This is a genomic window from Cupriavidus sp. 05L310 (assembly GCF_056398185.1).
The window spans coordinates 12,112-32,604 of sequence record NZ_JBFTOX010000086.1; the positions used below are offsets into that span (position 1 = coordinate 12,112).

The following is a 20,493-nucleotide window of genomic DNA, read 5'->3' on the forward strand; positions in this document are numbered from 1 at the left end:
GAGAAATGGCGTCGTATTCTCCTGACCTGTCGGCAGACAGGTCATCCCCATCAATGCAAAGTCACGCGCCGTGCACACGGCTCGTCCTGCAGTATCGGATGCAGGGTGCGACCGGCTCCGTTCCCACATGAGCTTCCGCTTGACGGAGAAGCTTTGCACCTCCACGGCAGCCGCCGCAGGACCTATCCTTGAACCATGAACCTGGCCTGACAGGAGGAACTGGCGATGACGACCATCTGGACTATTACCGCCGATAGCAGTCGCGCCCGGATTTTCCAGGCCCATGGAACAGGCAACGACTTCCATGAGATTCAGGATTTTATCAACCCGCTGGGCCGCGCCAGGGACGGCGAGTTGCGCCAGGATGCCCAGGGACGCTACGCTGGCAAGGGCGAGCCGGGTCATTCCGTGCCACCCCGCACCGACCCCATCGAGCGGGAGCACGATGCGTTCGCGAGGATGTTGGGGCAATTTCTCGAGCAGGCCGGCCAGGAGCATCGCTACGACAAGCTTCGCCTGGCCGCGGCGCCGAAGTTTCTCGGCAAGCTGCGCGAGCACTTGGGCAAGGCGGCCCAGAAGGCGGTATTCGAAGAACTCGATGAGAATATCTCGAAGCTGAAACCCCTGGAAATTCAGCGCCGCCTGAACAGGAGTTGAGGCAGACGTACTGATTGTCAGGTGCGGACGGCGAGACTTCCGGGCTTCGTGCCATTGCATGTGTCCTGGAGCGCCGTCCCATGCACCCTATTAGCGGGCGGCGCCGCTGCGCTTGAGGATCAATCAGCAAGCGCGCCTCGCCATTGGAGTGCCACGCCGTGAAAGAGGGGCGCGCATTCCAGCTGTCTTGCTATCGCTTTCCAGCGAGTTGGCGGGTTCCCGCCATGGCGGCAGTGCGCCCGACCAGCACGGCTGCGAGACCCGATCCGTCACTCCCGTCTCCCGTCTGACGAAACACATACCCCCTCATCTAACACTCGGCAGACACGCCATGTCGCTTCTGAACCTCGGATAGTGAGCGGATAGTGAACCGCCAGCCACGACCGGATTTTTCTCCCGATCGTCAAATTGCGCACTATATTTGACTTGCACTATCGCGCTGAGCATTCCTCGCCACTGACGAACTGAGGTTGCCATTCGTTGCAGGCCGCGCTACGCGCCAAACCGGTATCGCGCACGCGAACATACCCCAAACAGGGCATGGCGTCGTGCGGGATGCGATCTGCCCCGATGTTGTGCCGTTCGCACGATGGAGGCGAGACATGACTGCAACTGAAGCAATGGTTCCGAAGTTTGGAATCAACCAGTTCTTCTCCGCCAGGGACGCACGTATCGACCGCTGGCGCACCCTCAACCGTATCACGCGAACCTTGGCCGCCCGGCCGGCGCATAACGGGGACTGGGTTGGCCTGGCGCGCATTGTGCAGCGCATCAGCAGCGCTCTGCTTTCCAATAGCTACCGGGACAATAGAGAGGCCTGGATCATCGAGGACGAAGGTGAGTCGCATCGACCGGATTTCCTGCCACCATCGCTGGTGCAGATCAATAGCAACAATACGCGCAGCGACATGGTTATCACGCCGGATACCATTGCCTTCATGCGCGAGCTGGATGGCAAGGAGATTCACGGATACAACGCGGCGCGTGGCCTTGAGTTGCTCAAGCCCGAAGCCTTGGAAGCTCTCAGGCGAAAAACAGGATGATCCGTTTCCTGCGTTTGCCATCGCGATTTATCAGGAATCATTGCGATGGACCACTGCGGGAGCGGAGGCGCCCGTTTTGACCTACCCATAGCTCATGGAGGTGGCTATGTCTTGGTTCGTTACAACACTCAAAGCGTATCCGGAAATCGCGATATTTCTCGCGCTGGGAATCGGATACTGGATTGGTGGAAAAAGCTACAAGGGATTCAGCCTGGGTGCTGTAACGTCGACGCTGCTCGTGGCGATCGTCATCGGGATCCTGGGCGTGAAAATCTCCGCCAATGTGAAGTCTGTCTTCTTTCTCATGTTCTTGTTCGCGGTGGGCTATGGCGTGGGTCCGCAGTTCGTACGCGGCATCGCCAAGGACGGCGTGCCACAAGCCATCTTTGCCTTGATCATGTGTGTGCTGTGCCTGGCATCGTCAGTCGGAGCAGCAATGATGGCCGGGTATGACCTGGGTTCGGCTGCCGGGCTCCTAGCGGGATCGCAAACGATCTCCGCGTCCATGGGATTGGCCACCGACGCGATCAACCGGCTCGGCTTGCCACCGGATGAGGCGAAACAAATGCTTGACGGCATGCCAATCGCGTACGCGGTTACGTATATCTTCGGCACCGTGGGTTCGGCAATCATCCTGGCACAGATCGGCCCGAAGCTGCTGGGTATCGACCTGGTGGCCGCTTGCAAGGATTACGAGAAGGAACTCGGTGCGGGAGAGCCGGGCGCGGCCGGCACGGAGTGGCACGAATTCGAACTGCGCGCCTACTCACTGGCACCAAACAGCCCTTATATCGGCAAGTCCGTCGGCGAACTGGAATCCGGCACGCAAGAAGGCGTCAGAGCCTTCGTTGAACGCATTCGTCGTGGCGGCAAGATCATGGAGGTGGACCTTGGCACCAGGCTGGAGCCGGGCGACGTTGTTGCGATTGGCGGGAAGCGCCACCAGATGATCGAGCGCCTCGGTCCAAGCGGCAGGGAAGTCGAAGACGCGGAGTTGCTCAATATCCAGACCGAGGGTGTTGATATTTACGTCACCAACAAGGAGGTGGATGGCCTTACCCTGCAGGAATTGGCCCGCTGGCCGGGCGCGCGCGGGGTGTTCCTCAAGAGGATCAAGCGCGGGCCAACCGAAACCGTGATCCCGGTCTTGCCCAAGACGAAACTCTACCGCGCCGACGTCGTCACGGTGGTTGGACGTACACAGGACATCAACGCGACCGCGAAGAAGCTTGGCTACATCGATCGACCTACTTCGGTGACGGACGTGGCCACCATGTCGCTTGCAATCACTGTTGGCGCGTTGATCGGCGCAATCGTCTTGAAGGTGGGCGGTGTTCCCTTGACCATTTCCACGGCCGGTGGCGCGCTGATTGCCGGCATTATCTTCGGATGGTACCGGGCAATCCACCCGACCTTCGGTCGCATACCGGAGCCTACGGTCTGGTTCATGAACTCGGTTGGACTCAATGTCTTTATTGCTGTTGTCGGAATCTCCGCAGGCCCCGGATTTGTCGCTGGCTTGCAGAAGCTTGGGATCAGTCTTTTCCTCTGGGGCATCTTTGCGACGTCGGTGCCGCTCATTGTCGGAATGCTGATCGCCAAGTATGTATTCCACTTTCATCCCGCTATTTTGCTGGGGGTATGCGCCGGCGCGCGGACCACCACAGCTGCGCTGGGTATGGTCTGCGAAGCCGCGAAGAGCCAGGTTCCGGGTCTCGGCTACACCGTTACCTATGCCGTGGGGAACACGTTCCTGACGATCTGGGGCATGGTCGTCATCATGATTCTCTCCTGAACTAGCGGTGAGCGGTTTGATCTCGATAGCCTTTCGCCCCAGCCGCTTGGGTGGGGACTCGTGCACATGTCTCGCTCAGTCGAGGGTAGTCGCCATGAGTGCATATGGTAAGCGGCTGGCTCAAGCCCTCCGGGCGTGGTTCCTCGTTGGGACACTGCTCGCATCAGGCGTTCTAACCGCCCAGGAGCAGGCCGCGCCTTCCTTTAAGCCAGAAGAGATCGAGGCATTGGTCGCGCCAATCGCGCTCTACCCGGACTCGGTGCTGTCCCAAGTGCTGATGGCTTCCACGTATCCCCTGGAGATCGTGTACGCCGCTCGCTGGGTCAAGGCCCATCCGAACCTCAAGGGCGATGACGCGGTCCAGGCTGTCGCGAACGAATCATGGGACGTCAGCGTAAAGTCGCTGGTCGCCTTTCCTCAGGTCCTTGAGCCTATGTATGACAAGCTCGACTGGACGCAGAGGCTTGGCGACGCCGTTCTCGCGCAAGAAAAGGAAGTACTGGCTGCAGTGCAGCGCCTGCGCTCGCGGGCCCAGAAATCCGGCAACCTGCAGTCGAATGAGCAGCAACGGGTGATCGTGGAGCAGGCGACAACGGCCGAGGCGGTGTCGCCCACAATCGTTCGCATCGAGCCAGCTAACCCGCAAGTCATCTATGTCCCCGCCTATGACCCCACCATTGTCTATGGCGGATGGGGTTATCCGGCCTACCCGCCCTACTACTGGCCACCGTACCCCGCGTACTATCCCGGTGGCGCCCTCCTCGGCGGGTTCGCGTGGGGCCTTGGCTTCGCCGCCGCAGGTGCGATCTTTGGCAACTGTAACTGGGGCGGTGGCAACATCAACATCGACATCAACCGTGGCGCCCACATCGACCACCACTTCGATCGCAACAAGGCCCAGGGCGGACGCTGGCAGCACGACGCGAGCCATCGCAAGGGTGTTGCCTACCGCGACAATGCGTCTCGCGAGAAGTTTGGCCGCAGCGTGGCCGGCGCCGACAGGCGCGCGGACTTCCGTGGTCGCGAGGGGGCTGCCGGCGGGCGGACCAGCGTTGCCGACCGGACCGCGGCTGTTGACAGGGCCGGCACTGGCGATCGCATCGGAGCTTCAAGCAGGCCTGGCACGTCGGATCGCGCCGGCGCTTCAAACAGGCCAGGCACGTCCGACCGCGCCAGGGATGCCGACCGGTACAGCGCTGGCTTCGGCGGCCGCGACAACGCCTTCCAGGGTGTCGGCGGCGGCAATGTCGCGCAACGCGACGTCAACCGGGGACAGTCCAGCATGCAGTCTTCCGGGTTCAACCGCTCGAGCGGTGGTGGCGCGGGAGGCTACGGAGGTGGCGGGCGTGGCGGCGGGGGCGGATTTGGCGGTGGCGGACGCGGCGGCGGCGGCCGGCGCTAAGGAGAGACGGGCATGAACTCACCTCGGCTATGTCGTCAAGGCCGGCTCTTCATCACGGTATTCTCCGTGCTCAGTGCGCTGCTGTTGGGGCTCGGGGCGGTACCTGCCGCACACGCAAATCAGGTGTTTGCATCGCCCGAAGCAGCGATGAGGGCATTTGGCGACGCGGTACTCAATGATGACGAGGCGGCTATGAAGAGCCTTCTCGGCGCCAACTTTCGCGACCTGATACCGCCCGTGGGTGCCGAAGTCCGATACCAGTTTCTGGCGGCCTGGGGGAGTGCCCATGCACTCCAGCCGGCCGGCCATCGCGCGTACATCGCCGTGGGCAACGACGGTTGGACCCTGCCCATCCCTCTCGTGAAGTCGGCCCACGGCTGGCAGTTCGACACGCGCGCCGGGGCAGAGGAAATGCGTGTACGACGCGTCGGGAGGAACGAGCTGGCCGTGATCCAGACGATGCTGGCCATCCACGATGCGCAGAACGAATACGCCCTGGCCGCCCACGACGGCGGCGCCGTACTCGCCTATGCGCCCAGACTGTCGAGTTCCCCCGGAAAGCGGGACGGACTGTACTGGCCAACTCGCGCCGGTGAGCCAGCGAGCCCGCTTGGCCCGGCTTTCAAGGGAGCCGGCACGCGCAATGCCGGAAAGGATGGCTACTATGGCTATCACTACAAGCTCCTCACAGCGCAAGGCCCGCACGCGCCGGGCGGCGCATTCGACTACGTAGTCAACGGCAAGCTCTTCGGCGGATTCGCCGTCATCGCCTGGCCCGTGCGCTACCAGGACACTGGCGTGATGAGCTTCATGGTGAGCCACGAGGGCCAGGTCTATGAACGCGACCTGGGTGCCGACGGCGCCGCCAAGGCGTCGGCAATGAACACGTTTGACCCCGGCCCCGGCTGGAGAAAGGTCTCACCATGAAGAACCTGCTTGCTACCCTGATATTTGGCGCCATCCTGGCCGTCTCGGGTTGTACCTACTATGGCTATCCGGCCGGCACCGTACCCGCGAGCTATGACCGTTCGTTCTCCGCCGCCGCGGACGCCATGCGCGATCAGGGCGTGGCGATCAACGTTCAGGACCAGGCAAGCGGTACGGTCGCGGGCCAGCGAAACGGCAGCACCGTGACCGCCAGCGTGCGGCAGCAGGCCGACGGCAGCGTGCGCGTGCAGTTCAACACCAGTGACTCGCGCGATCCCGGCCTGCTCGATCGTATCTCGCAAAGCTACGACCGCCTGATGGGACGCTGATCGCAACAGGATCATGATTCTGAAGTTCACGCCATTGACTAGAATGGATTCCGTGATGCGTTGCTTGACTATTTTTCTCCGCTATGCGCCATTTTATGGGGGAATGCGCCATGAGTAAGCCAGATCCGTCGAAGTTGGAAAATCTCTCGCCGTTTGAACTCAAGGATGAGTTGATCAAGCTGGCCGGGAGCGTCACGAACCGTTTGATGCTTAACGCCGGACGCGGCAATCCCAACTTCCTTGCAACCGTGCCACGCCATGGCTTTTGGCAGCTTGGCTTGTTTGCCATGACCGAATCCGAACGGTCCTTTTCTTACCTCGCGGAAGGCGTCGGGGGTTTTCCCCGGAGGTCTGGCATCGAGGAGCGCTTCGATCTCTTCGCGCGTTATCACCGCGACACCCCGGGGGTCAGGTTCCTGGCAGGCGCCGTCTCTTTCGTGCGAGACCAGCTCGGCCATGATGGAGGCGATTTCCTCTACGAGATGTGCGAAGGCATCCTGGCTTGCAACTATCCGGTACCGGATCGCATGCTCAGGCTTAGCGAAAAGATCGTCAAGCAATACATCCGAAAGGAAATGATCGGCACGCATCCTTTTTTGGGCGATTTTGACTTGTACGCGGTCGAGGGCGGTACCGCGGCGATGACTTATCTGTTCAATTCGATGAAGGTCAACGGGCTGCTCAAGGCCGGCGACACGATCGCACTGGGCGTGCCCATCTTTACGCCTTATATCGAGATCCCGGAACTGAAGGAGTATGACCTGGCCGAACTGAAGATCGAAGCGGATCCGACTGCTGGCTGGCAATACCCTGACAAGGAGCTCGACAAGCTGCGGGACCCGAAGGTCAAGGCCTTTTTCCTTGTGAATCCGAGCAATCCCCCCTCGGTGCGAATGAGCGACGAGAGCCTCAACTATCTCGCTGCTATCGTCAAGGAACGTCCGGACCTGATCATCCTGACCGACGACGTGTATGGCACCTTTGCCGACAACTTTGTGTCGCTATTTGCCATGTGCCCGAAGAACACCATCCTGGTGTACTCGTTCTCCAAGTACTTTGGCGCAACCGGCTGGCGGCTAGGCGTGATCGCGACCCATAAGTCGAATCTGTTCGATGAAATGCTCTCGAACTTGCCAAAAGCCGTACGCCAAGACCTGCACCATCGCTACGCATCGATTACTACCGAACCGGACAAGTTGCCGTTCATCGATCGCATCGTGGCGGACAGCCGCACGGTGGCGCTCAACCACACGGCGGGTCTTTCCACCCCGCAGCAGGTGCAGATGGTGCTGTTCTCTCTGTTTTCCCTGATGGATTCGACCGAGAGCTACAAGAACGCCATGAAGCGGTTGATCCGAAGCCGCAAGGCGGCGTTGTATCGTGGCATGGGTGCAGCCCCCGAACCTGTGGATCCGAACGTGGTCGACTATTACACACTGCTCGACGTCGAACAGCAAAGCAAGGACGTCGGGCCGGATTTTGTCAAATGGCTCCTTGATTCGATTCAGCCCCACGAGTTGCTGTTCCGCCTGGCCGAGGAGGCGGGCGTGGTACTGCTGCCTGGCAAGGGATTCGGTACGCGCCACCCGTCGGGACGGGTTTCGCTGGCCAACCTCAACGAAGAGGACTATGTGAAGATCGGCCGCTGTGTGCGCAAGCTGCGCGACGAGTATCTCGAGCGCTATCGGAAGTCGGGCGGGGAACAGCACAAGGGCAAAAAGAAGTAGAGCCTGACGCCAGGCGCGTTTGCAAGCTACCTCCGCGAGAAGAGTCAGAGCCTTGCCATGGCCCCCGTCCGGCCTGCCCGGGCGGGGGCCGGTGCGGGCAACACGGCCTCGCCCTGCTCCATCCTGACTGCCCCTTTCGGCCTTTGCGGCTGTGGGAATGGAATAAATCCTGGCCGCCACGCGTTTACCCAGACAGACCACAACGCTTCGGCCGAGGAGAAAGCGTGCGCGATTTGCCACTCCGGTTCCGGGCCACGCGCGGGCACGCGATCGCCAAACTTATGCTCGCCGCATTCGCATCGCTGGCGGGCGCCGCCATCCAGGCCCAGCCCGCCGACGCGGCCGGGCGGCCCGATCGGTACGTGCTGGTGCCACAACACTCTAGCGTCACGCTCGATGTCGACGCCTTCTCGCGCTCAAAGATCAGGATGCGCTTTCACCAGATGAGTGCACAGCTCGAAGGAACGCAGGCCGGCCTTGACTCCGGCCGGGTCACGGTGACCATCGATGCCGCTAGCGTCGAGGCGCGCCCGCGCATCCTGTCTCCGCTCATCCGGGGCAGCGGCATGCTCGATGTGGCCCGCTATCCGGAGATCCGCTTTGTCAGTACCCGCTTTGTGCGGACCGGGGAAGGCAGCGGGTGCCTTATTGGCAACCTCACGGTCCGCGGCATCACGCGCCCGATCAGCCTTCTCGTAACACCAGCCGGCCCCATCGGAGATCCGCGACGCGATGACACGATTGCCTTCTCCGCGGTCGGAGAGGTCAGCCGGCGGGAATTCGACCTGGCAGCATGGTTCCCCGCCGTGGACGACGCCGTGCGCATGAATATCCAGGTGGAGTTCGCGCATGCCCCCCCCTGAAGCACCTGCCAATTCCGTGGGTTTCCTCGCCGACGCGGCAGCACGGGCAGCATCGGGGCTGGCGCAAAGGGGGGCAGCAGGAGCAGGGTCCGGAATGTAGCGGATGGACTATGCTTGGATTGAACCGGTCGAAAGTAACCTTACCTTCTGCAGTGGAGGATGGTGATGCAATATCGCTTCGCCCAGTGGCTGGCCGGCACCGCGGTTGCGCTGTCGGCCTGTGCGTCCCTGCAACCCGTGCAGACTGCGCAGCAGATGATCGGCAGCCCGGAAAGCTCCGTTCGCGAGACCTTTGGCGCGCCTACTGAGACCTATGCGCTCGCCGACGGCACCACCCGATGGATCTATTCGCACCAGCCCATGGGATTTGAAGTCTACGCCGCGGATTTTGACGCGAACGCAAAGCTCGTCAGCTTCCGCCAGATGTTGACTGAGAAAGAGATCTACGAGGCAAAGCCAGGCGTCTGGACCAAGCGCGACGTGACCGAGCGCTTTGGCCTGCCGCGGGAGCCTGTCCAGTACTACCCGCTCATGAAGCGCGAGGCATGGTCCTACCGGCTCTATGCGAATGGCTATCTGCCTGCCCACTTCAGTGTCTACTTTGACGACCAGGGCGTACTGGATCGCACGATGATCATCGCGGATCCGCTCGGAGGCGACCGGATGCGCAAGTGATGCCGCTCAGCGAGCCTCGTCTTCCCAGTCCACCCAATCCACCGGATAAGTCGCGAGATATTTACTGACGGCCGCACCGAGCGTCGGAAAGAACGCCGCTTCGCCAAACCGCGCGAAAAGCCCGAATCGCTTCAGCTTGTCCTTGACGGGGTCCTTCATCTCGGCCACGCAGAACTTGATGCCAGCCGCGTGCAAGGCTTCGTCCAACTCGGCAAGCATGTCGGCGGAGGTCACGTCCACGCTGGTGACTGGCTCCGCCGAAACAACCAGCCAGCGCACCGGCGTGGGCGATGCGGCCACCGCATCCAGCGCCCGGTCATGGAACAATTCCGCGTTGGCAAAAAACAAGGGCGCATCCCAGCGAAACAGGACCAGGCCGGGGATGAGCCGTGCTTCGGGATAGCGCTTGATGTCATGGTAGCCCTTGACGCCATCGGCGCGCCCCAGAACCGCGGAGTATGGGCGCCAGCCATCCCAGAGAAATTCGATGACGGCAACTACGATGGCCAGGCCGATGCCTTCAATCGCGCCCAGCACAACCACTCCCACTGTACAGACGATCGATAGCCAGCATTCCCAGCGCTGGATGCGATAGATTCGCCGCAGGTCGGTGATCTCGATCAGCCCGATGGCCGATGCGATCACGACCGCGGCGAGTGCGCTGGTGGGCAAATGCCGCAGCAGATCCGGCGCCACCAGCAGCAGCAAGGAAACAGCGAGCGCACCGACTACGCCGGACAGTTGGGTTCTGGCGCCCGCGGCCTCGGCCACGGGAGTACGCGACGAACTACTGCTGATGGGGAAGCCCTGAAAAAACCCCGCAGCCAGATTGGCGAGGCCGAGTCCCACCATCTCCTGGTTCGGGTCGACATAGGTGCGAGTCCGCGCCGCATAGACACGAGAGAGCACGCTGGTGTCCGCGAACGAGACAAGGGCAACGGCAAAGCCGCCGATCAGAACGGGGACGATATCGGCGGTGGTGATCCAGGGGATGGCGAGCGCTGGCAGGCCTTGTGGCAGCGGACCGAGGACCGCCACCCCGCCGCGCGCTGCGAGGTCCAGCGTGCCAACGGCGATGGTTGCGCCAACCACCGCGATCAGGATGCCCGGCAAGCGCTTGCTGCCCTTGAGCAGCAGGATCACCGCCAGGGTGGATGCGCCGACCGTGAACGTGGTCCAGTTGGTCTTTCCATCAATCACCGCTGTGGCGATGGCCCATAGATTTCTCAGCGGTCCTTCGCCTTGGATTGAAAAACCGAAAAGCTTGGGCAATTGGCTGATCAATACCGTCAGCGCGATCCCGTTCATGTAGCCATAGCGAATCGGCTTGGAAAGAAGCTCGGTGATGAAGCCCAGGCGGGCTATGCCGGCCAGGATACACATCGTCCCCGACACGACCGCCATCATGCCCGCAAGGGCGACCGCGCGATTCGCGTCGCCCCCGGACAGTGGCAGGATGACAGCGAGGATGACGGCGGCCAGCGACGAATCCGGCCCCAGCACCAGAATTCGGCTGGGTCCGAACAACGCGTAGACGAGCAGCGGAACGATAGTCGCGTAGAGGCCATGGATACCGGGCAAACCCGACGCCACCGCATAGGCGATGCCGACAGGTACCAGCATCGTGGTCAGCACAAGCCCTGCCACGATGTCGTGCCGCAGCCACGCCACGTGATATTCGCGAAGCGTGCGCAATCCCGGCACCCACCAGCCCCAGGCGGTCTGATCGGCGCCCTTCGTCCGGCGCGCAATACGGCCCGGTTCGGGGAGCGGGGACGATGAATCCGGCTTGCTCATAAGGCGGTGGCCGCTCAATGGACAACGCAGAATAGGGTCGGGACTTCGCGCCCCGGGATAACGGTGCTTGCGGCCTCCACCGGCCCATCAGATAGGGTTGCTTACCGGGAGCGCCTCCAAGACCTCATTGAGACCGGGCATGTTCACCTGGAGACGACGAACTCGTGCTGCGAATAAGAGGGGGTACATGGGCATCAGCGGCGCGACATTCTGCAAATTCTGGCGCATGGACCCGGTGGCCTGGCGTCGCCCGGTGGCAAGTCCGCCAGGCTGCGGAAACCCCGTCGCGCAGTGACTGGCAAGCTGGCGGCACGTTGCGCCGGGATAGGCCGTTGCCGCGCAACGCGATCCCGATAACGGCGGTGAATTCACGAATGCTCCGGGCAAGTGGCAATATGACGCGTCAATATTGTTTTCTCGTGCCCGGGAAGGCCGTCACTCGTGACGCCAAAGACGAATGGCTCCCTGGCGCCGGTCCTCGCTAACGGCTGAACGCAGGAACGGGCAGCCCTACCGGGTAGCCAGTCATTTCTGCCCGGCTGCGGCGTGCGCGGCAGCGATTGCAGCGTCACGCTCTTTTTTCGCAGCCGCCTTCTGCTCGTCGAAAACCTTTTGCGCTTCGGCGACCTTGCGCTTGTACTCCTTCTTGGCGGCGGCCTCTTCCTGCCGCATCTTCACGATTGCATCATTATGACTTTGCCCCCCCGCGCCGGAAGCTGTCTGAGCCCAAACCGGTGAAGCAATGATCGCCATCGCAAACATGACTGATGTGGCCACCTTTAGCATGATCTTCTCCCGCTTCAAATTCTTCATGTTGGCAGCATTGATGGAATGCTTGCGGCTGCCGCGCCACATCGAATCCGCAGACCACGAGCTAGTATTGGTGCCCGGTCCACAAAAAGTCAAAGGAACGTCGGGCATGACGATGCCCCATCGATGGAGTCTGGCCTGAGCGGTGTGGAGTAGTTGAAGTTATTGCAACCGTGCTCTATGGTCAAATGGCGAATCGGGCGGAAAGTGCATCTCAGTTGGTGCCGCATTGGTAAGTTGCCATCGGCGACCCATTCCGGCGGCAACTTCGGTGAAAAGGCCTGGCCAGGACCCCGCATGCCCCGCACGTAGATGCAAAGGCCTTGCGCTACATGCGCATATGCCGCGCCGGGCCAATGCGCCTTCGCACGCGAAGCGCTAGTCACCCGTCAAGTGCTTTGAACAGTCGAGAGGAGCGGCCATGATTCCATGTGGTAAGCGACTGGCTCAGACCATATGCGCGTGGTTCCTCATTGGACTGGTGTTCGCATCAGGCACTGTCAATGCCCAGGACCAGGCCGCGCCAACCTTCAAGCCAGAGGAAATCGAGGCGCTGGTCGCGCCGATTGCCCTTTATCCGGATTCCGTGCTGTCGCAGGTCCTGATGGCATCGACCTACCCGCTGGAGATCGTGCAGGCGGCGCGCTGGGTCAAGGCCAACCCCAGCGTCAAGGGAGATGCGGCGGTCAAGGCGGTGAGCAACGAGAAGTGGGATGTCAGCGTCAAATCGCTGGTTGCCTTCCCGCAGATCCTGGAGCCGATGAGTGACAAGCTCGAATGGACGCAGAAGCTGGGCGATGCCTTCCTCGCGCAGGAGAGCGACGTGCTCGCCGCCGTGCAGCGCCTGCGGGGCCGCGCGCAGCAATCGGGCAACCTGAAATCGAATGAGCAGCAGAAGGTGATAACCGAGACCGGGACCGTCTCCGGCCAGCCGGGGCAGACCATCGTCAAGATCGAGCCTGCCAGCCCGGAAGTCATCTATGTGCCGGCATACAACCCCTCGGTGGTGTACGGCGCATGGGGCTATCCGGCCTACCCGCCCACCTACTGGCCCCCCTACCCAGCCTATTACCCTGGCGCCGCACTGGCCACCGGCTTCGCGTGGGGTGTCGGCCTGGCGGCAGCCGGCGCGATTTTCGGCAACTGCAATTGGGGGGGTGGCGACGTCAATATCAATGTCAACAAAGCCACCAACATCGACCGGAATTTCGACCGCACCAAGACGCAGAATGGGAAGTGGCAGCATGACGCCAGCCACCGCAAGGGCGTCGCCTACCGCGATAACGCCTCGCGCGAGAAGTTCGGCCGCAGTGTGCCGGGCGCCGACGGGCGCAATGATTACCGGGGCCGCGGCGATGCAGGCGGCCGCCAGGGCGCGGCTGACCGGGGCAGCGCCGGTGATCGTGCCGGCGTTTCCGATCGAGCGGGAGATCGCGGGGGGGAACGTGCAGGAGACCGTGCGGGGGACCGCGGCGGGCCGTCTAACCGGGCTGGCGCTGCTGGCGATCGAGGTGGCGCGGGCGGCGGCGCAGGGGGCAATCGAAGCCAGGCAGCAGACCGCCAGGGCGGGCGCGACAACGCCTTCCAGGGTGTCGGTGGCGGCGGTGCGTCCTCGCAGCGGGATTTCGACCGTGGACGCAGCAGCGCGCAAGCCTCGCCGGCCGGGCGCGGCGGCGGCGGTGGCTACAGCGGCGGCGGACGTGCCGGTGGCGGTGGCCACAGCGGCGGCGGCGGACGTGGTGGTGGTGGCGGCCGCGGCGGCGGTGGCAGGCGCTAGGGAGAATGGCTATGCTAATCACCGCTCGTTTTGCCCGACTCCCGCTTGGCGCAATCGGCATTCGGATTGCCGTGGCGCTGTGCCTGGCCACCTGCATCCTGGGCACCGCCCACGCGCAAAAAGCATTCCCCACGCCAGAAGCGGCCATGACGGCTTTTGGGGCGGCTGTTGCGAACAATGACGAGGCAGCCCTGAAGTCACTGCTGGGCAATGACTTCCGCACGCTGATCCCACCTGCCGACGCGGAAATCCGCAGCCGCTTTCTCACGGCGTGGGAGGCTTCCCATGCCGTGCAACCCGTAGATGAAAAACATGCCCGGATCGCCGTCGGCACCGATGGCTGGACGCTCCCCTTGCCCTTGGTGAATTCCGGCGGGGGCTGGCGCTTCGACACCCGCGCCGGTGTGGAGGATATGCGCTTGCGCCGTATCGGGCGCAATGAATTGGCCGTCATGCAAACCATGCTTGCCATTCATGACGCGCAGAACGACTACGCCCAGTCCGACCACGACGGCTCCGGCATGGTTAGCTATGCCGCCAAGCTTGCCAGCTCGCCAGGCAAGCAGGATGGCTTGTACTGGCCGACGCAGGCTGGCGAGCGGCCGAGCCCGCTGGGCGAAGCCTTCGCCACGGCCGGTGCCCGCGCAAAGGAAGCGGGAGGCTATCACGGGTACCACTACAAGCTTCTGACGAAACAGGGCCGGCACGCACCCGGCGGCGCATTCGACTATATGGTGCGCGGCAAGCTCTTTGGCGGCTTCGCCGTGATAGCGTGGCCGATCCGATACGGTGACACCGGCGTGAAGAGCTTCATGGTGAGTCACGCCGGGCAGCTCTATGAGAGTGATCTCGGGCCCGAAAGCGCCGCCAAGGCTGCCGCGACCACCTCGTTTGATCCCGGTCCAGGCTGGACCAAGGTAGAGCCGCAATCGGTCGGGGCGCCGCGCAATGCTGGTCACTAGCAGCATCCACGCCAATCAAGTCCCGTTGCAGTCCCGGGCTTTACGCGGCGATTGCGGGACCGGTCGCATTACCTGGCGCTTCGCGCACCGGATAGCGGGTGCGCCACGAATGCCGCCCGTTCCTTTGCCTGATCAGCGATCAACTGTTCTGGCAGCGGGTCGGGGACGTGCCGCCCGATAGCGTGCCAGGCGACCAGGAGCAGGTTTGAATTGCCATTCTCGCCTCATGTCGTCACCGTGTCGTCCTGCCGGACTGGTGCTGATCGGCGCATCGGTCCTCGTAGGCTGCGCGCGCGTGGGGCCGGATTTCCAGGCACAGCACGATCCCTGGACCGAGCACTGGACTACCCCGGCTGTCGAACAGGCCAGCCAGCAGCGCCCGCAGTCCGATATGCGCGAGTGGTGGAAAGTCTTTTCGGATCCTGTTCTTGAACATCTGATTGCGGCTGCCGATGCCAACGATGCCGGCCTGAAGATTGCCGGCCTGCGCGTGGTGGAAGCCCGCGCCCAGCTGGGCATTGCCCTGGCCGGGCGGTACCCGCAAGTGCAGCAGGCCAGGGCCGACGCCTTGTACGCGCGTAGCAGGAAGACCGGCATTCCTGGTGAAAGCAGCGGTGTCTGGCAATACAGCGCGGGTTTCGACATTGGGTGGGAGCTGGATTTCTGGGGACGGTTTGCCCGCGCCATCGAGTCGGCGGACGCGGCCTATTTCGCCGCCGAAGCCAATCATGAAGACGCCCTGGTACTGCTGCACGCGCAGCTCGCGCAAACCTACTTCGACCTTCGCACCGCCGAGGCGCGCCTGCGCATCGCCCGCGAGAATGCCCGGCTGCAAAAGCGCAGTTTCGAAATTACCGAGCGGTTGTTCAAGAGTGGGGAAAGCGATGAGCTCGACCTCCAGCAAGCCAAGACCCAGTACCTGGGCACCCTGAGCAGCATCCCCGATCTGGAAAACCAGATCTTGCGCGCCCGCAATGCGCTGGCGATCCTGATCGGCCGCCCCCCGGGTCCCTTGCCGGAACTGCAGGAACTGCTCGAGAAGGAGGGTGTGATCCCGCTGATCGATCACGCGGTGTTGCAGGACGTGCCCGCCAACCTGCTGCTGCGCCGCCCCGATGTCCGTTCAGCCGAACTGCAGGTTGCCGCCCAGTCGGCGCTCATCGGCGTGGCCAAGGCCGATCTTTATCCGTCGGTCACGCTGCTGGGGAGCATCGGGTGGTCAGCCACTTCGCTGCCGGGAACGCCCGGCGGGTGGGTCCTGATCGGTGGCCCCAGCGTGCAGTGGAACCTGTTCGACTATGGCCGCATCACGAACAATGTGCGAGTACAGGACGCACGCCTGCAGCAGCGGATCGTCACCTACCAGGATACCGTGCGCCAGGCGGCGCGCGAAGCCGACGATGCGGCCACCGGGCTGATCAAGGCGCTGGAGCGCGAAACGATCCTGCGCGAAGCGTCGCAGGCAGCGAACCGCTCGCTGACACTGGCCAATGCCCTCTTTCGCGAAGGGTACTCGGAGTTCCAGCGTGTGCTGGATGCCCAGCGCGCGCTGGTCGCCCAGCAGGATGCTTACCTGCTCAACCGCGGCAATGCAGTGAACAATCTCATCGCGCTTTACAAGGCGATGGGCGGCGGCTGGTACACGTCCCTGCCGCTGGTCGACGCGGCCACCCGTCAGCAGATGCAGCAGCGTACCGATTGGGGCGACTTGCTGAACGAGACAGGCCGCCAGCCACGCAACTCCAACGTCCCCGTGCCGAGGGTGAGCCCGGATGAATGACACACCGCAACCCCCGGCGTCCCCGCCGCCGGACGCACCGGCGCCCGCAGCCGACCCGACGAAGCGGGGAGTCAGGTGGGTAGTCGGCCTGATTGCGCTGAGCCTGGCCTGGTACCTGCTGGCCGACCGGTACACGCCGTATACACAGCAAGCGAGGGTCCAGGCCTTTGTCGTCCCGGTGGCCTCTGAAGTGTCGGGCCGGGTGGCCCGGGTGCAGGTGCGCAACAACCAGAACGTCCTGGCCGGAGACGTATTGTTCGAGGTCGATCCGCAGCACTATCGCATTGCACTCGACCGTGCCCGCGCCGATCTCGAGTCCATGCGGCGGCAGATCGGCGCAAGCACCGCCGGCATCGCCTCGGCCCAGGCATCCCTGCGTGCCGCCCAGGCCAATGAACTCAAGGCACGCCAGGACAGCGATCGCCTTGAGCGCCTGTATCGTGAAGACCAGGGAACTGTTTCGCTTCGCCGTCTCGAGGTGGCCCGCGCCACGCACGTACAGGCCGTCAGCCAAGTTGCCGCAGCCCGTGCCGAAGTCGAGCGCGCGCGTGAGCAAGAGGGGGGCAGTGAAGAAGACAACGCCAAGCTGCGCAGCGCTGCAGCCAATGTGGACAAGGCCGAACTGGACCTGGCCAACTCGCAGGTGCGCGCGCGCACGGCGGGCCTGATCACCGATCTGCGCACCGAAGCCGGCCAATATGCCGCCGGCGGAAGCCCGGTGATGACGCTGATCGCCATTCACGACGTCTGGGTAAGCGCGGAAATGACCGAGAATAACCTCGGCCGCGTCGAACCCGGCACGTCCGTCGCCATCGTGCTGGACGCCTACCCGGGCAAGGTACTGGACGGCCGTGTCCGCAGTATCGGTTATGGGGTCAGTGTGGGCCAGAGCACGCCGCCCGGCAGCCTGCCGACGATACAGAACAGTCGCGACTGGCTACGCCCGGCCCAGCGCTTCCCCGTGGTCATCGAATTCGCCCCGGGCGAGCTGGCCAAACTGCACGGCGTGCGCGTGGGCGGGCAGGCCGAAGTCATGGCGTTCCCCACCCAGGGCAATCCGCTCAACCCCCTTGGCCACCTGTTCCTGTTCGTCATGAGCTGGCTGTCCTATGCCTACTAATGGTGATGGCGGCCATGCCCGCTGAGCCCGCTCGCCTTTCCCGGCGTCCGCTGCGCCTGGCATCCGGCGCCGCGCTTTGCCTGGCGACCAGCTTCGGATTAGGCTGGTCCCTCCCGGTGGTGGCGCCGGTACTTGGCCTGTTCGTGATCGCCTCTCTCGACCGCCCCCTGCCGCTCAAGGCCGGGCTGGGCCTGGCGCTGGTCGTCATGCTGACGACGGGCAGCGGCCTGCTGCTTCTCCCCTTTCTGCGCTATTACTGGTTCAGCGGCGTGCTTTTGACCGGCCTGCTCCTCTTCCTGGCATTCCGCCATGGCCTGCGCGGCGGAAACAATCTGGTCGCCACATTCCTGGCGGCTGGCCTGACCATGATTTCCGCGGCGGGCACCGCCGATTTCGGCCTGGCCGTCACGGTGATCGGCGCCCTCGTCAAAGGACTCCTGCTGGCCGTGCTGGCGCTGGCTCTTGTTCACTGGCTGTTTCCCGAACCCGCAGGCGGGCGGCCTGCGCGGGCCGCCCAGGTACTGCCGCACAGCGTGGCCGACTGGATGGCGCTACGCGCGGCGCTGGTGGTAATGCCGGCGTTCCTGCTGGCGCTGAGCGATCCCGCCGCCTACCTGCCGATCATCATGAAATCGGTCAGTCTCGGCAGGCAAAGCTGCACGACCGCCCGCGGTGCCGCGCGCGAGTTGCTTGGTTCCACGCTGTTCGGCGGCCTGCTGGCCATCCTGTTCTGGTCCGCACTCAGCCTGTTCGTGCACCTGTGGATGTTCTTTCTATGGATGCTGCTCTTCGTCCTGGTGGCAGGAGGCAAGCTGTATGCCATCAGCCCGACGCGTTACCCGCCCGGCTTCTGGCTGAACAGCCTGGTAACCATGGTCATCCTGCTGGGCCAGTCGGTCCAGGACAGTGCGGCCGGCAAGGACGTCTTTACCGCTTTCGCCGTACGCATGGGGCTGTTCGTCGGCGTTACCCTGTATGCCTGCCTGATGCTCTGGCTTCTGGACAAACCCGGCCGCATACCATTGCCCGCTCCCTGATGGAGTAAACCATGCTGCACCATGTACTGGCCGCCGCTCCCGTCATGCTTCTCTGCCTGTTGCTGCAGGGGTGCGTTGTTGCCGTCTGCTTGCGCCGCTACGCGCGCTTCCGGAATAGCCGCCTCGGGCATGAATCACTGTGGACCGATATCTTGCTGCTGTCGCTGGTGATGGTGCTGACACTGTTCGCCAACTTCATGCAAATGGTCATCTGGGCGGTGCTGTTCATGATTCTCGGCGAATTCAGCAATTTCCCCACAGCGCTCTATCACTCCGGTGTCAACTTCGCTACATTGGGCTATGGCGACATTGTCATGTCCGAGGAGTGGCGCCTGCTCGGCCCGATTGAGGCGGCTAACGGCATCCTGATGTTCGGCGTCTCGACCTCGGTGATGACCGCCGCGGTATCGGATGTGATCAAGTACAACATGTCTCGCCTGGGGCAGGACAAACCGCATTAGGCCCGACCCGGCTGCTACGGCGACGGAAATGTGCTCCGGCAAGACTACCGTTGGCCTGGTCGCCGCCGGTCGTGCCCGAAACAGGCGGATCAAGCGCGCCAGCGAAATCATCGTTCCACCGGAGAGCGTATGCGTATGTCCCGGAAATTTATCCTGGCCAGCCTGATGGCACTTGGTTTTTCCACGGCTGGCATGGCACAGCCCGCAGCGGGCCAGGGTGCCGAAAATGCTATATCCGAGGCAGTACAGGGTGGCGCCAGCCCCTATCGTCCTCCGTCCGCCGACTCCGCCAGTGCCGAGGATGCCGCGCGCGCCAAGTGCGAGGCTCTGAAGGAGCAATTCAACGCCACCTCGAAGCAGCCGTCCTACCAGTCGCCCGGGCCGGCAACACAGAACGCGCAGGGGCGCACTATTCCCAAGATCGAGCGCGACCAGTCACGCAAGTCATTGCAGGAAACTTACCGCGCCAATTGCACGTAGCGAGAGGGCGGCGCGCCCCCCTGCTTCCGACACTTGATCTGCTGTCCTGGAACCCGAACCCGGGCAGGCAACGGAATTTTCCGTGGGCGTCACGCAAGGCCTGATGAGGTACATGTCAGGCGTAAATCTCCATAAAGTCCCCATGCGCCGCGTCGCCGCTTAGCCCCGCTTTGGCAGCGGTCGCCGGGGGACTGGCCCGGCGTGTCGCGCAACTGCAGACACCCGATGCCTGTTGTGTTGGTTTTTGCCCGCCAGACCAAAGCCATCGCGCACCGTGCGTTGGCGTCATTTCCCCCGCCTCGAAGAATCTCTTCCTAAGCCCCGCCTGCGTTTGCGGGCGATTCTCGCTGACCTGGCCCGCCTTGGCACACTCCATGCGTTTGTACCTCCCGAGCGCAGAAACAATGCTCGAACCAACCGAACCCAAGTCCCAACCGCTCCCAAGGAGAACTGCCATGACTACCACCCTCGCCATCAAGGACCTGTCCGTCACCGAAGAACTCGACGCCCGTGCCATGCGCGCCGTGCGCGGCGGCTTCGTGCCCTTCCTGCCCGTGTTCAGCGCGGTCAAGCTCGACTCGACCTTCAACGCCTCGCAACTGATCGGCCAGACGCAAAACGTCGTCAACATGAACGGCAATAACGCTGCCTTCGTCGACGACATCAAGTCGCGTGTCACCTCGACCCAGAACGCCCAAAACAACATCTATTGAGCCGCGGGCTACCGCCCAGGCTGAATTCGCAAGCTACTGCATTTCCCGGAGAACTGCCATGACTACCACCCTCGCCATCAAAGACCTGTCCGTCACCGAAGAACTCGACGCCCGCGCCATGCGCGCCGTGCGCGGCGG

At 63.1% G+C, this 20,493-nt stretch carries 19 protein-coding genes; 17 read left to right on the forward strand and 2 right to left on the reverse strand.

All coding sequences use genetic code 11. The annotated features are described in order from the left end of the window. Nucleotides 1-225: 225 nt before the first annotated feature. The 9 genes from AC1DS6_RS39020 (at nucleotide 226) to AC1DS6_RS39060 (ending at nucleotide 9,418) form a co-directional block, all read left to right on the forward strand. Nucleotides 226-657, forward strand: coding sequence for a host attachment protein (locus AC1DS6_RS39020; RefSeq protein ID WP_441635584.1), 432 nt, complete (start codon nucleotides 226-228; stop codon nucleotides 655-657). A gap of 602 nt (nucleotides 658-1,259) precedes the next feature. After that, a complete protein-coding gene (locus AC1DS6_RS39025) occupies nucleotides 1,260-1,700 on the forward strand; it encodes a hypothetical protein (protein ID WP_441635586.1) in 441 nt (146 codons plus the stop codon). 106 nt (nucleotides 1,701-1,806) lie between these two features. Continuing rightward, on the forward strand, nucleotides 1,807-3,495 hold the full coding sequence (aspT, locus tag AC1DS6_RS39030) for an aspartate-alanine antiporter (RefSeq protein WP_441635588.1): 1,689 nt from the start codon (nucleotides 1,807-1,809) through the stop codon (nucleotides 3,493-3,495). A 94-nt stretch (nucleotides 3,496-3,589) separates the two neighbouring features. Next, complete coding sequence (locus AC1DS6_RS39035; RefSeq protein WP_477104497.1) at nucleotides 3,590-4,897, forward strand: DUF3300 domain-containing protein; 1,308 nt, start codon at nucleotides 3,590-3,592, stop codon at nucleotides 4,895-4,897. Between the two features lie 12 nt (nucleotides 4,898-4,909). Then, the gene (locus AC1DS6_RS39040) at nucleotides 4,910-5,824 is read left to right on the forward strand and encodes a DUF2950 domain-containing protein (protein WP_441635592.1); all 915 of its coding nucleotides are present in this window, start codon (nucleotides 4,910-4,912) and stop codon (nucleotides 5,822-5,824) included. Beyond that, on the forward strand, nucleotides 5,821-6,153 hold the full coding sequence (locus tag AC1DS6_RS39045) for a hypothetical protein (protein ID WP_441635594.1): 333 nt from the start codon (nucleotides 5,821-5,823) through the stop codon (nucleotides 6,151-6,153). The genes AC1DS6_RS39040 and AC1DS6_RS39045 overlap by 4 nt, the downstream gene beginning before the upstream one ends. Before the next feature lie 110 nt (nucleotides 6,154-6,263). Next, complete coding sequence (locus AC1DS6_RS39050; protein ID WP_441635606.1) at nucleotides 6,264-7,880, forward strand: bifunctional aspartate transaminase/aspartate 4-decarboxylase; 1,617 nt, start codon at nucleotides 6,264-6,266, stop codon at nucleotides 7,878-7,880. A gap of 281 nt (nucleotides 7,881-8,161) precedes the next feature. After that, on the forward strand, nucleotides 8,162-8,743 hold the full coding sequence (locus AC1DS6_RS39055) for a YceI family protein (RefSeq protein WP_441635596.1): 582 nt from the start codon (nucleotides 8,162-8,164) through the stop codon (nucleotides 8,741-8,743). A 165-nt stretch (nucleotides 8,744-8,908) separates the two neighbouring features. Next, nucleotides 8,909-9,418, forward strand: coding sequence for a hypothetical protein (locus AC1DS6_RS39060; RefSeq protein ID WP_441635598.1), 510 nt, complete (start codon nucleotides 8,909-8,911; stop codon nucleotides 9,416-9,418). Between the two features lie 6 nt (nucleotides 9,419-9,424). Here AC1DS6_RS39060 and AC1DS6_RS39065 read toward each other — a convergent pair whose 3' ends face one another. Next, complete coding sequence (locus AC1DS6_RS39065; RefSeq protein ID WP_441635600.1) at nucleotides 9,425-11,215, reverse strand: SulP family inorganic anion transporter; 1,791 nt, start codon at nucleotides 11,213-11,215, stop codon at nucleotides 9,425-9,427. Between the two features lie 525 nt (nucleotides 11,216-11,740). Next, complete coding sequence (locus tag AC1DS6_RS39070) at nucleotides 11,741-12,136, reverse strand: hypothetical protein (protein ID WP_477104498.1); 396 nt, start codon at nucleotides 12,134-12,136, stop codon at nucleotides 11,741-11,743. A gap of 310 nt (nucleotides 12,137-12,446) precedes the next feature. Between AC1DS6_RS39070 and AC1DS6_RS39075 the strand changes: the two genes are divergently transcribed. The 8 genes from AC1DS6_RS39075 to AC1DS6_RS39110 all read left to right on the forward strand — a co-directional run bounded on the left by AC1DS6_RS39075 (nucleotide 12,447) and on the right by AC1DS6_RS39110 (nucleotide 20,355). Next, nucleotides 12,447-13,802: a DUF3300 domain-containing protein gene (locus AC1DS6_RS39075; RefSeq protein WP_477104499.1), complete on the forward strand. Its 1,356-nt coding sequence runs from the start codon at nucleotides 12,447-12,449 to the stop codon at nucleotides 13,800-13,802. 11 nt (nucleotides 13,803-13,813) lie between these two features. After that, nucleotides 13,814-14,764 (forward strand): DUF2950 domain-containing protein, encoded by a 951-nt coding sequence (locus AC1DS6_RS39080; protein ID WP_441637371.1) that lies wholly within the window; start codon nucleotides 13,814-13,816, stop codon nucleotides 14,762-14,764. A 226-nt stretch (nucleotides 14,765-14,990) separates the two neighbouring features. Then, entirely contained in the window at nucleotides 14,991-16,544 is a 1,554-nt protein-coding gene (locus tag AC1DS6_RS39085; protein WP_441637380.1) for a TolC family protein, read from the forward strand. Further along, the gene (locus tag AC1DS6_RS39090; RefSeq protein ID WP_441637373.1) at nucleotides 16,537-17,664 is read left to right on the forward strand and encodes an HlyD family secretion protein; all 1,128 of its coding nucleotides are present in this window, start codon (nucleotides 16,537-16,539) and stop codon (nucleotides 17,662-17,664) included. Before AC1DS6_RS39085 ends, AC1DS6_RS39090 begins: the two co-directional genes overlap by 8 nt. 14 nt (nucleotides 17,665-17,678) lie before the next feature. After that, nucleotides 17,679-18,701, forward strand: coding sequence for a DUF2955 domain-containing protein (locus AC1DS6_RS39095; RefSeq protein ID WP_441637375.1), 1,023 nt, complete (start codon nucleotides 17,679-17,681; stop codon nucleotides 18,699-18,701). A gap of 11 nt (nucleotides 18,702-18,712) precedes the next feature. Further along, nucleotides 18,713-19,162, forward strand: a complete 450-nt coding sequence (locus AC1DS6_RS39100) for an ion channel (RefSeq protein WP_441637377.1) — start codon at nucleotides 18,713-18,715, stop codon at nucleotides 19,160-19,162. A 129-nt stretch (nucleotides 19,163-19,291) separates the two neighbouring features. Further along, nucleotides 19,292-19,642, forward strand: a complete 351-nt coding sequence (locus AC1DS6_RS39105) for a hypothetical protein (protein ID WP_441637379.1) — start codon at nucleotides 19,292-19,294, stop codon at nucleotides 19,640-19,642. A gap of 455 nt (nucleotides 19,643-20,097) precedes the next feature. Beyond that, complete coding sequence (locus AC1DS6_RS39110) at nucleotides 20,098-20,355, forward strand: hypothetical protein (protein ID WP_441638555.1); 258 nt, start codon at nucleotides 20,098-20,100, stop codon at nucleotides 20,353-20,355. The last annotated feature ends 138 nt before the right edge of the window (nucleotides 20,356-20,493 follow it).

What these genes read in the sequence shown, in the direction of transcription:
- AC1DS6_RS39020 (WP_441635584.1), top strand. Translation starts at nt 226, where the DNA reads ATGACGACCATCTGGACTATTACCGCCGATAGCAGTCGCGCCCGGATT.
- AC1DS6_RS39025 (WP_441635586.1), top strand. Translation starts at nt 1,260, where the DNA reads ATGACTGCAACTGAAGCAATGGTTCCGAAGTTTGGAATCAACCAGTTC.
- aspT (WP_441635588.1), top strand. Translation starts at nt 1,807, where the DNA reads ATGTCTTGGTTCGTTACAACACTCAAAGCGTATCCGGAAATCGCGATA.
- AC1DS6_RS39035 (WP_477104497.1), top strand. Translation starts at nt 3,590, where the DNA reads ATGAGTGCATATGGTAAGCGGCTGGCTCAAGCCCTCCGGGCGTGGTTC.
- AC1DS6_RS39040 (WP_441635592.1), top strand. Translation starts at nt 4,910, where the DNA reads ATGAACTCACCTCGGCTATGTCGTCAAGGCCGGCTCTTCATCACGGTA.
- AC1DS6_RS39045 (WP_441635594.1), top strand. Translation starts at nt 5,821, where the DNA reads ATGAAGAACCTGCTTGCTACCCTGATATTTGGCGCCATCCTGGCCGTC.
- AC1DS6_RS39050 (WP_441635606.1), top strand. Translation starts at nt 6,264, where the DNA reads ATGAGTAAGCCAGATCCGTCGAAGTTGGAAAATCTCTCGCCGTTTGAA.
- AC1DS6_RS39055 (WP_441635596.1), top strand. Translation starts at nt 8,162, where the DNA reads ATGCTCGCCGCATTCGCATCGCTGGCGGGCGCCGCCATCCAGGCCCAG.
- AC1DS6_RS39060 (WP_441635598.1), top strand. Translation starts at nt 8,909, where the DNA reads ATGCAATATCGCTTCGCCCAGTGGCTGGCCGGCACCGCGGTTGCGCTG.
- AC1DS6_RS39065 (WP_441635600.1), bottom strand. Translation starts at nt 11,215, where the DNA reads ATGAGCAAGCCGGATTCATCGTCCCCGCTCCCCGAACCGGGCCGTATT.
- AC1DS6_RS39070 (WP_477104498.1), bottom strand. Translation starts at nt 12,136, where the DNA reads ATGCCCGACGTTCCTTTGACTTTTTGTGGACCGGGCACCAATACTAGC.
- AC1DS6_RS39075 (WP_477104499.1), top strand. Translation starts at nt 12,447, where the DNA reads ATGATTCCATGTGGTAAGCGACTGGCTCAGACCATATGCGCGTGGTTC.
- AC1DS6_RS39080 (WP_441637371.1), top strand. Translation starts at nt 13,814, where the DNA reads ATGCTAATCACCGCTCGTTTTGCCCGACTCCCGCTTGGCGCAATCGGC.
- AC1DS6_RS39085 (WP_441637380.1), top strand. Translation starts at nt 14,991, where the DNA reads ATGTCGTCACCGTGTCGTCCTGCCGGACTGGTGCTGATCGGCGCATCG.
- AC1DS6_RS39090 (WP_441637373.1), top strand. Translation starts at nt 16,537, where the DNA reads ATGAATGACACACCGCAACCCCCGGCGTCCCCGCCGCCGGACGCACCG.
- AC1DS6_RS39095 (WP_441637375.1), top strand. Translation starts at nt 17,679, where the DNA reads ATGCCCGCTGAGCCCGCTCGCCTTTCCCGGCGTCCGCTGCGCCTGGCA.
- AC1DS6_RS39100 (WP_441637377.1), top strand. Translation starts at nt 18,713, where the DNA reads ATGCTGCACCATGTACTGGCCGCCGCTCCCGTCATGCTTCTCTGCCTG.
- AC1DS6_RS39105 (WP_441637379.1), top strand. Translation starts at nt 19,292, where the DNA reads ATGCGTATGTCCCGGAAATTTATCCTGGCCAGCCTGATGGCACTTGGT.
- AC1DS6_RS39110 (WP_441638555.1), top strand. Translation starts at nt 20,098, where the DNA reads ATGACTACCACCCTCGCCATCAAGGACCTGTCCGTCACCGAAGAACTC.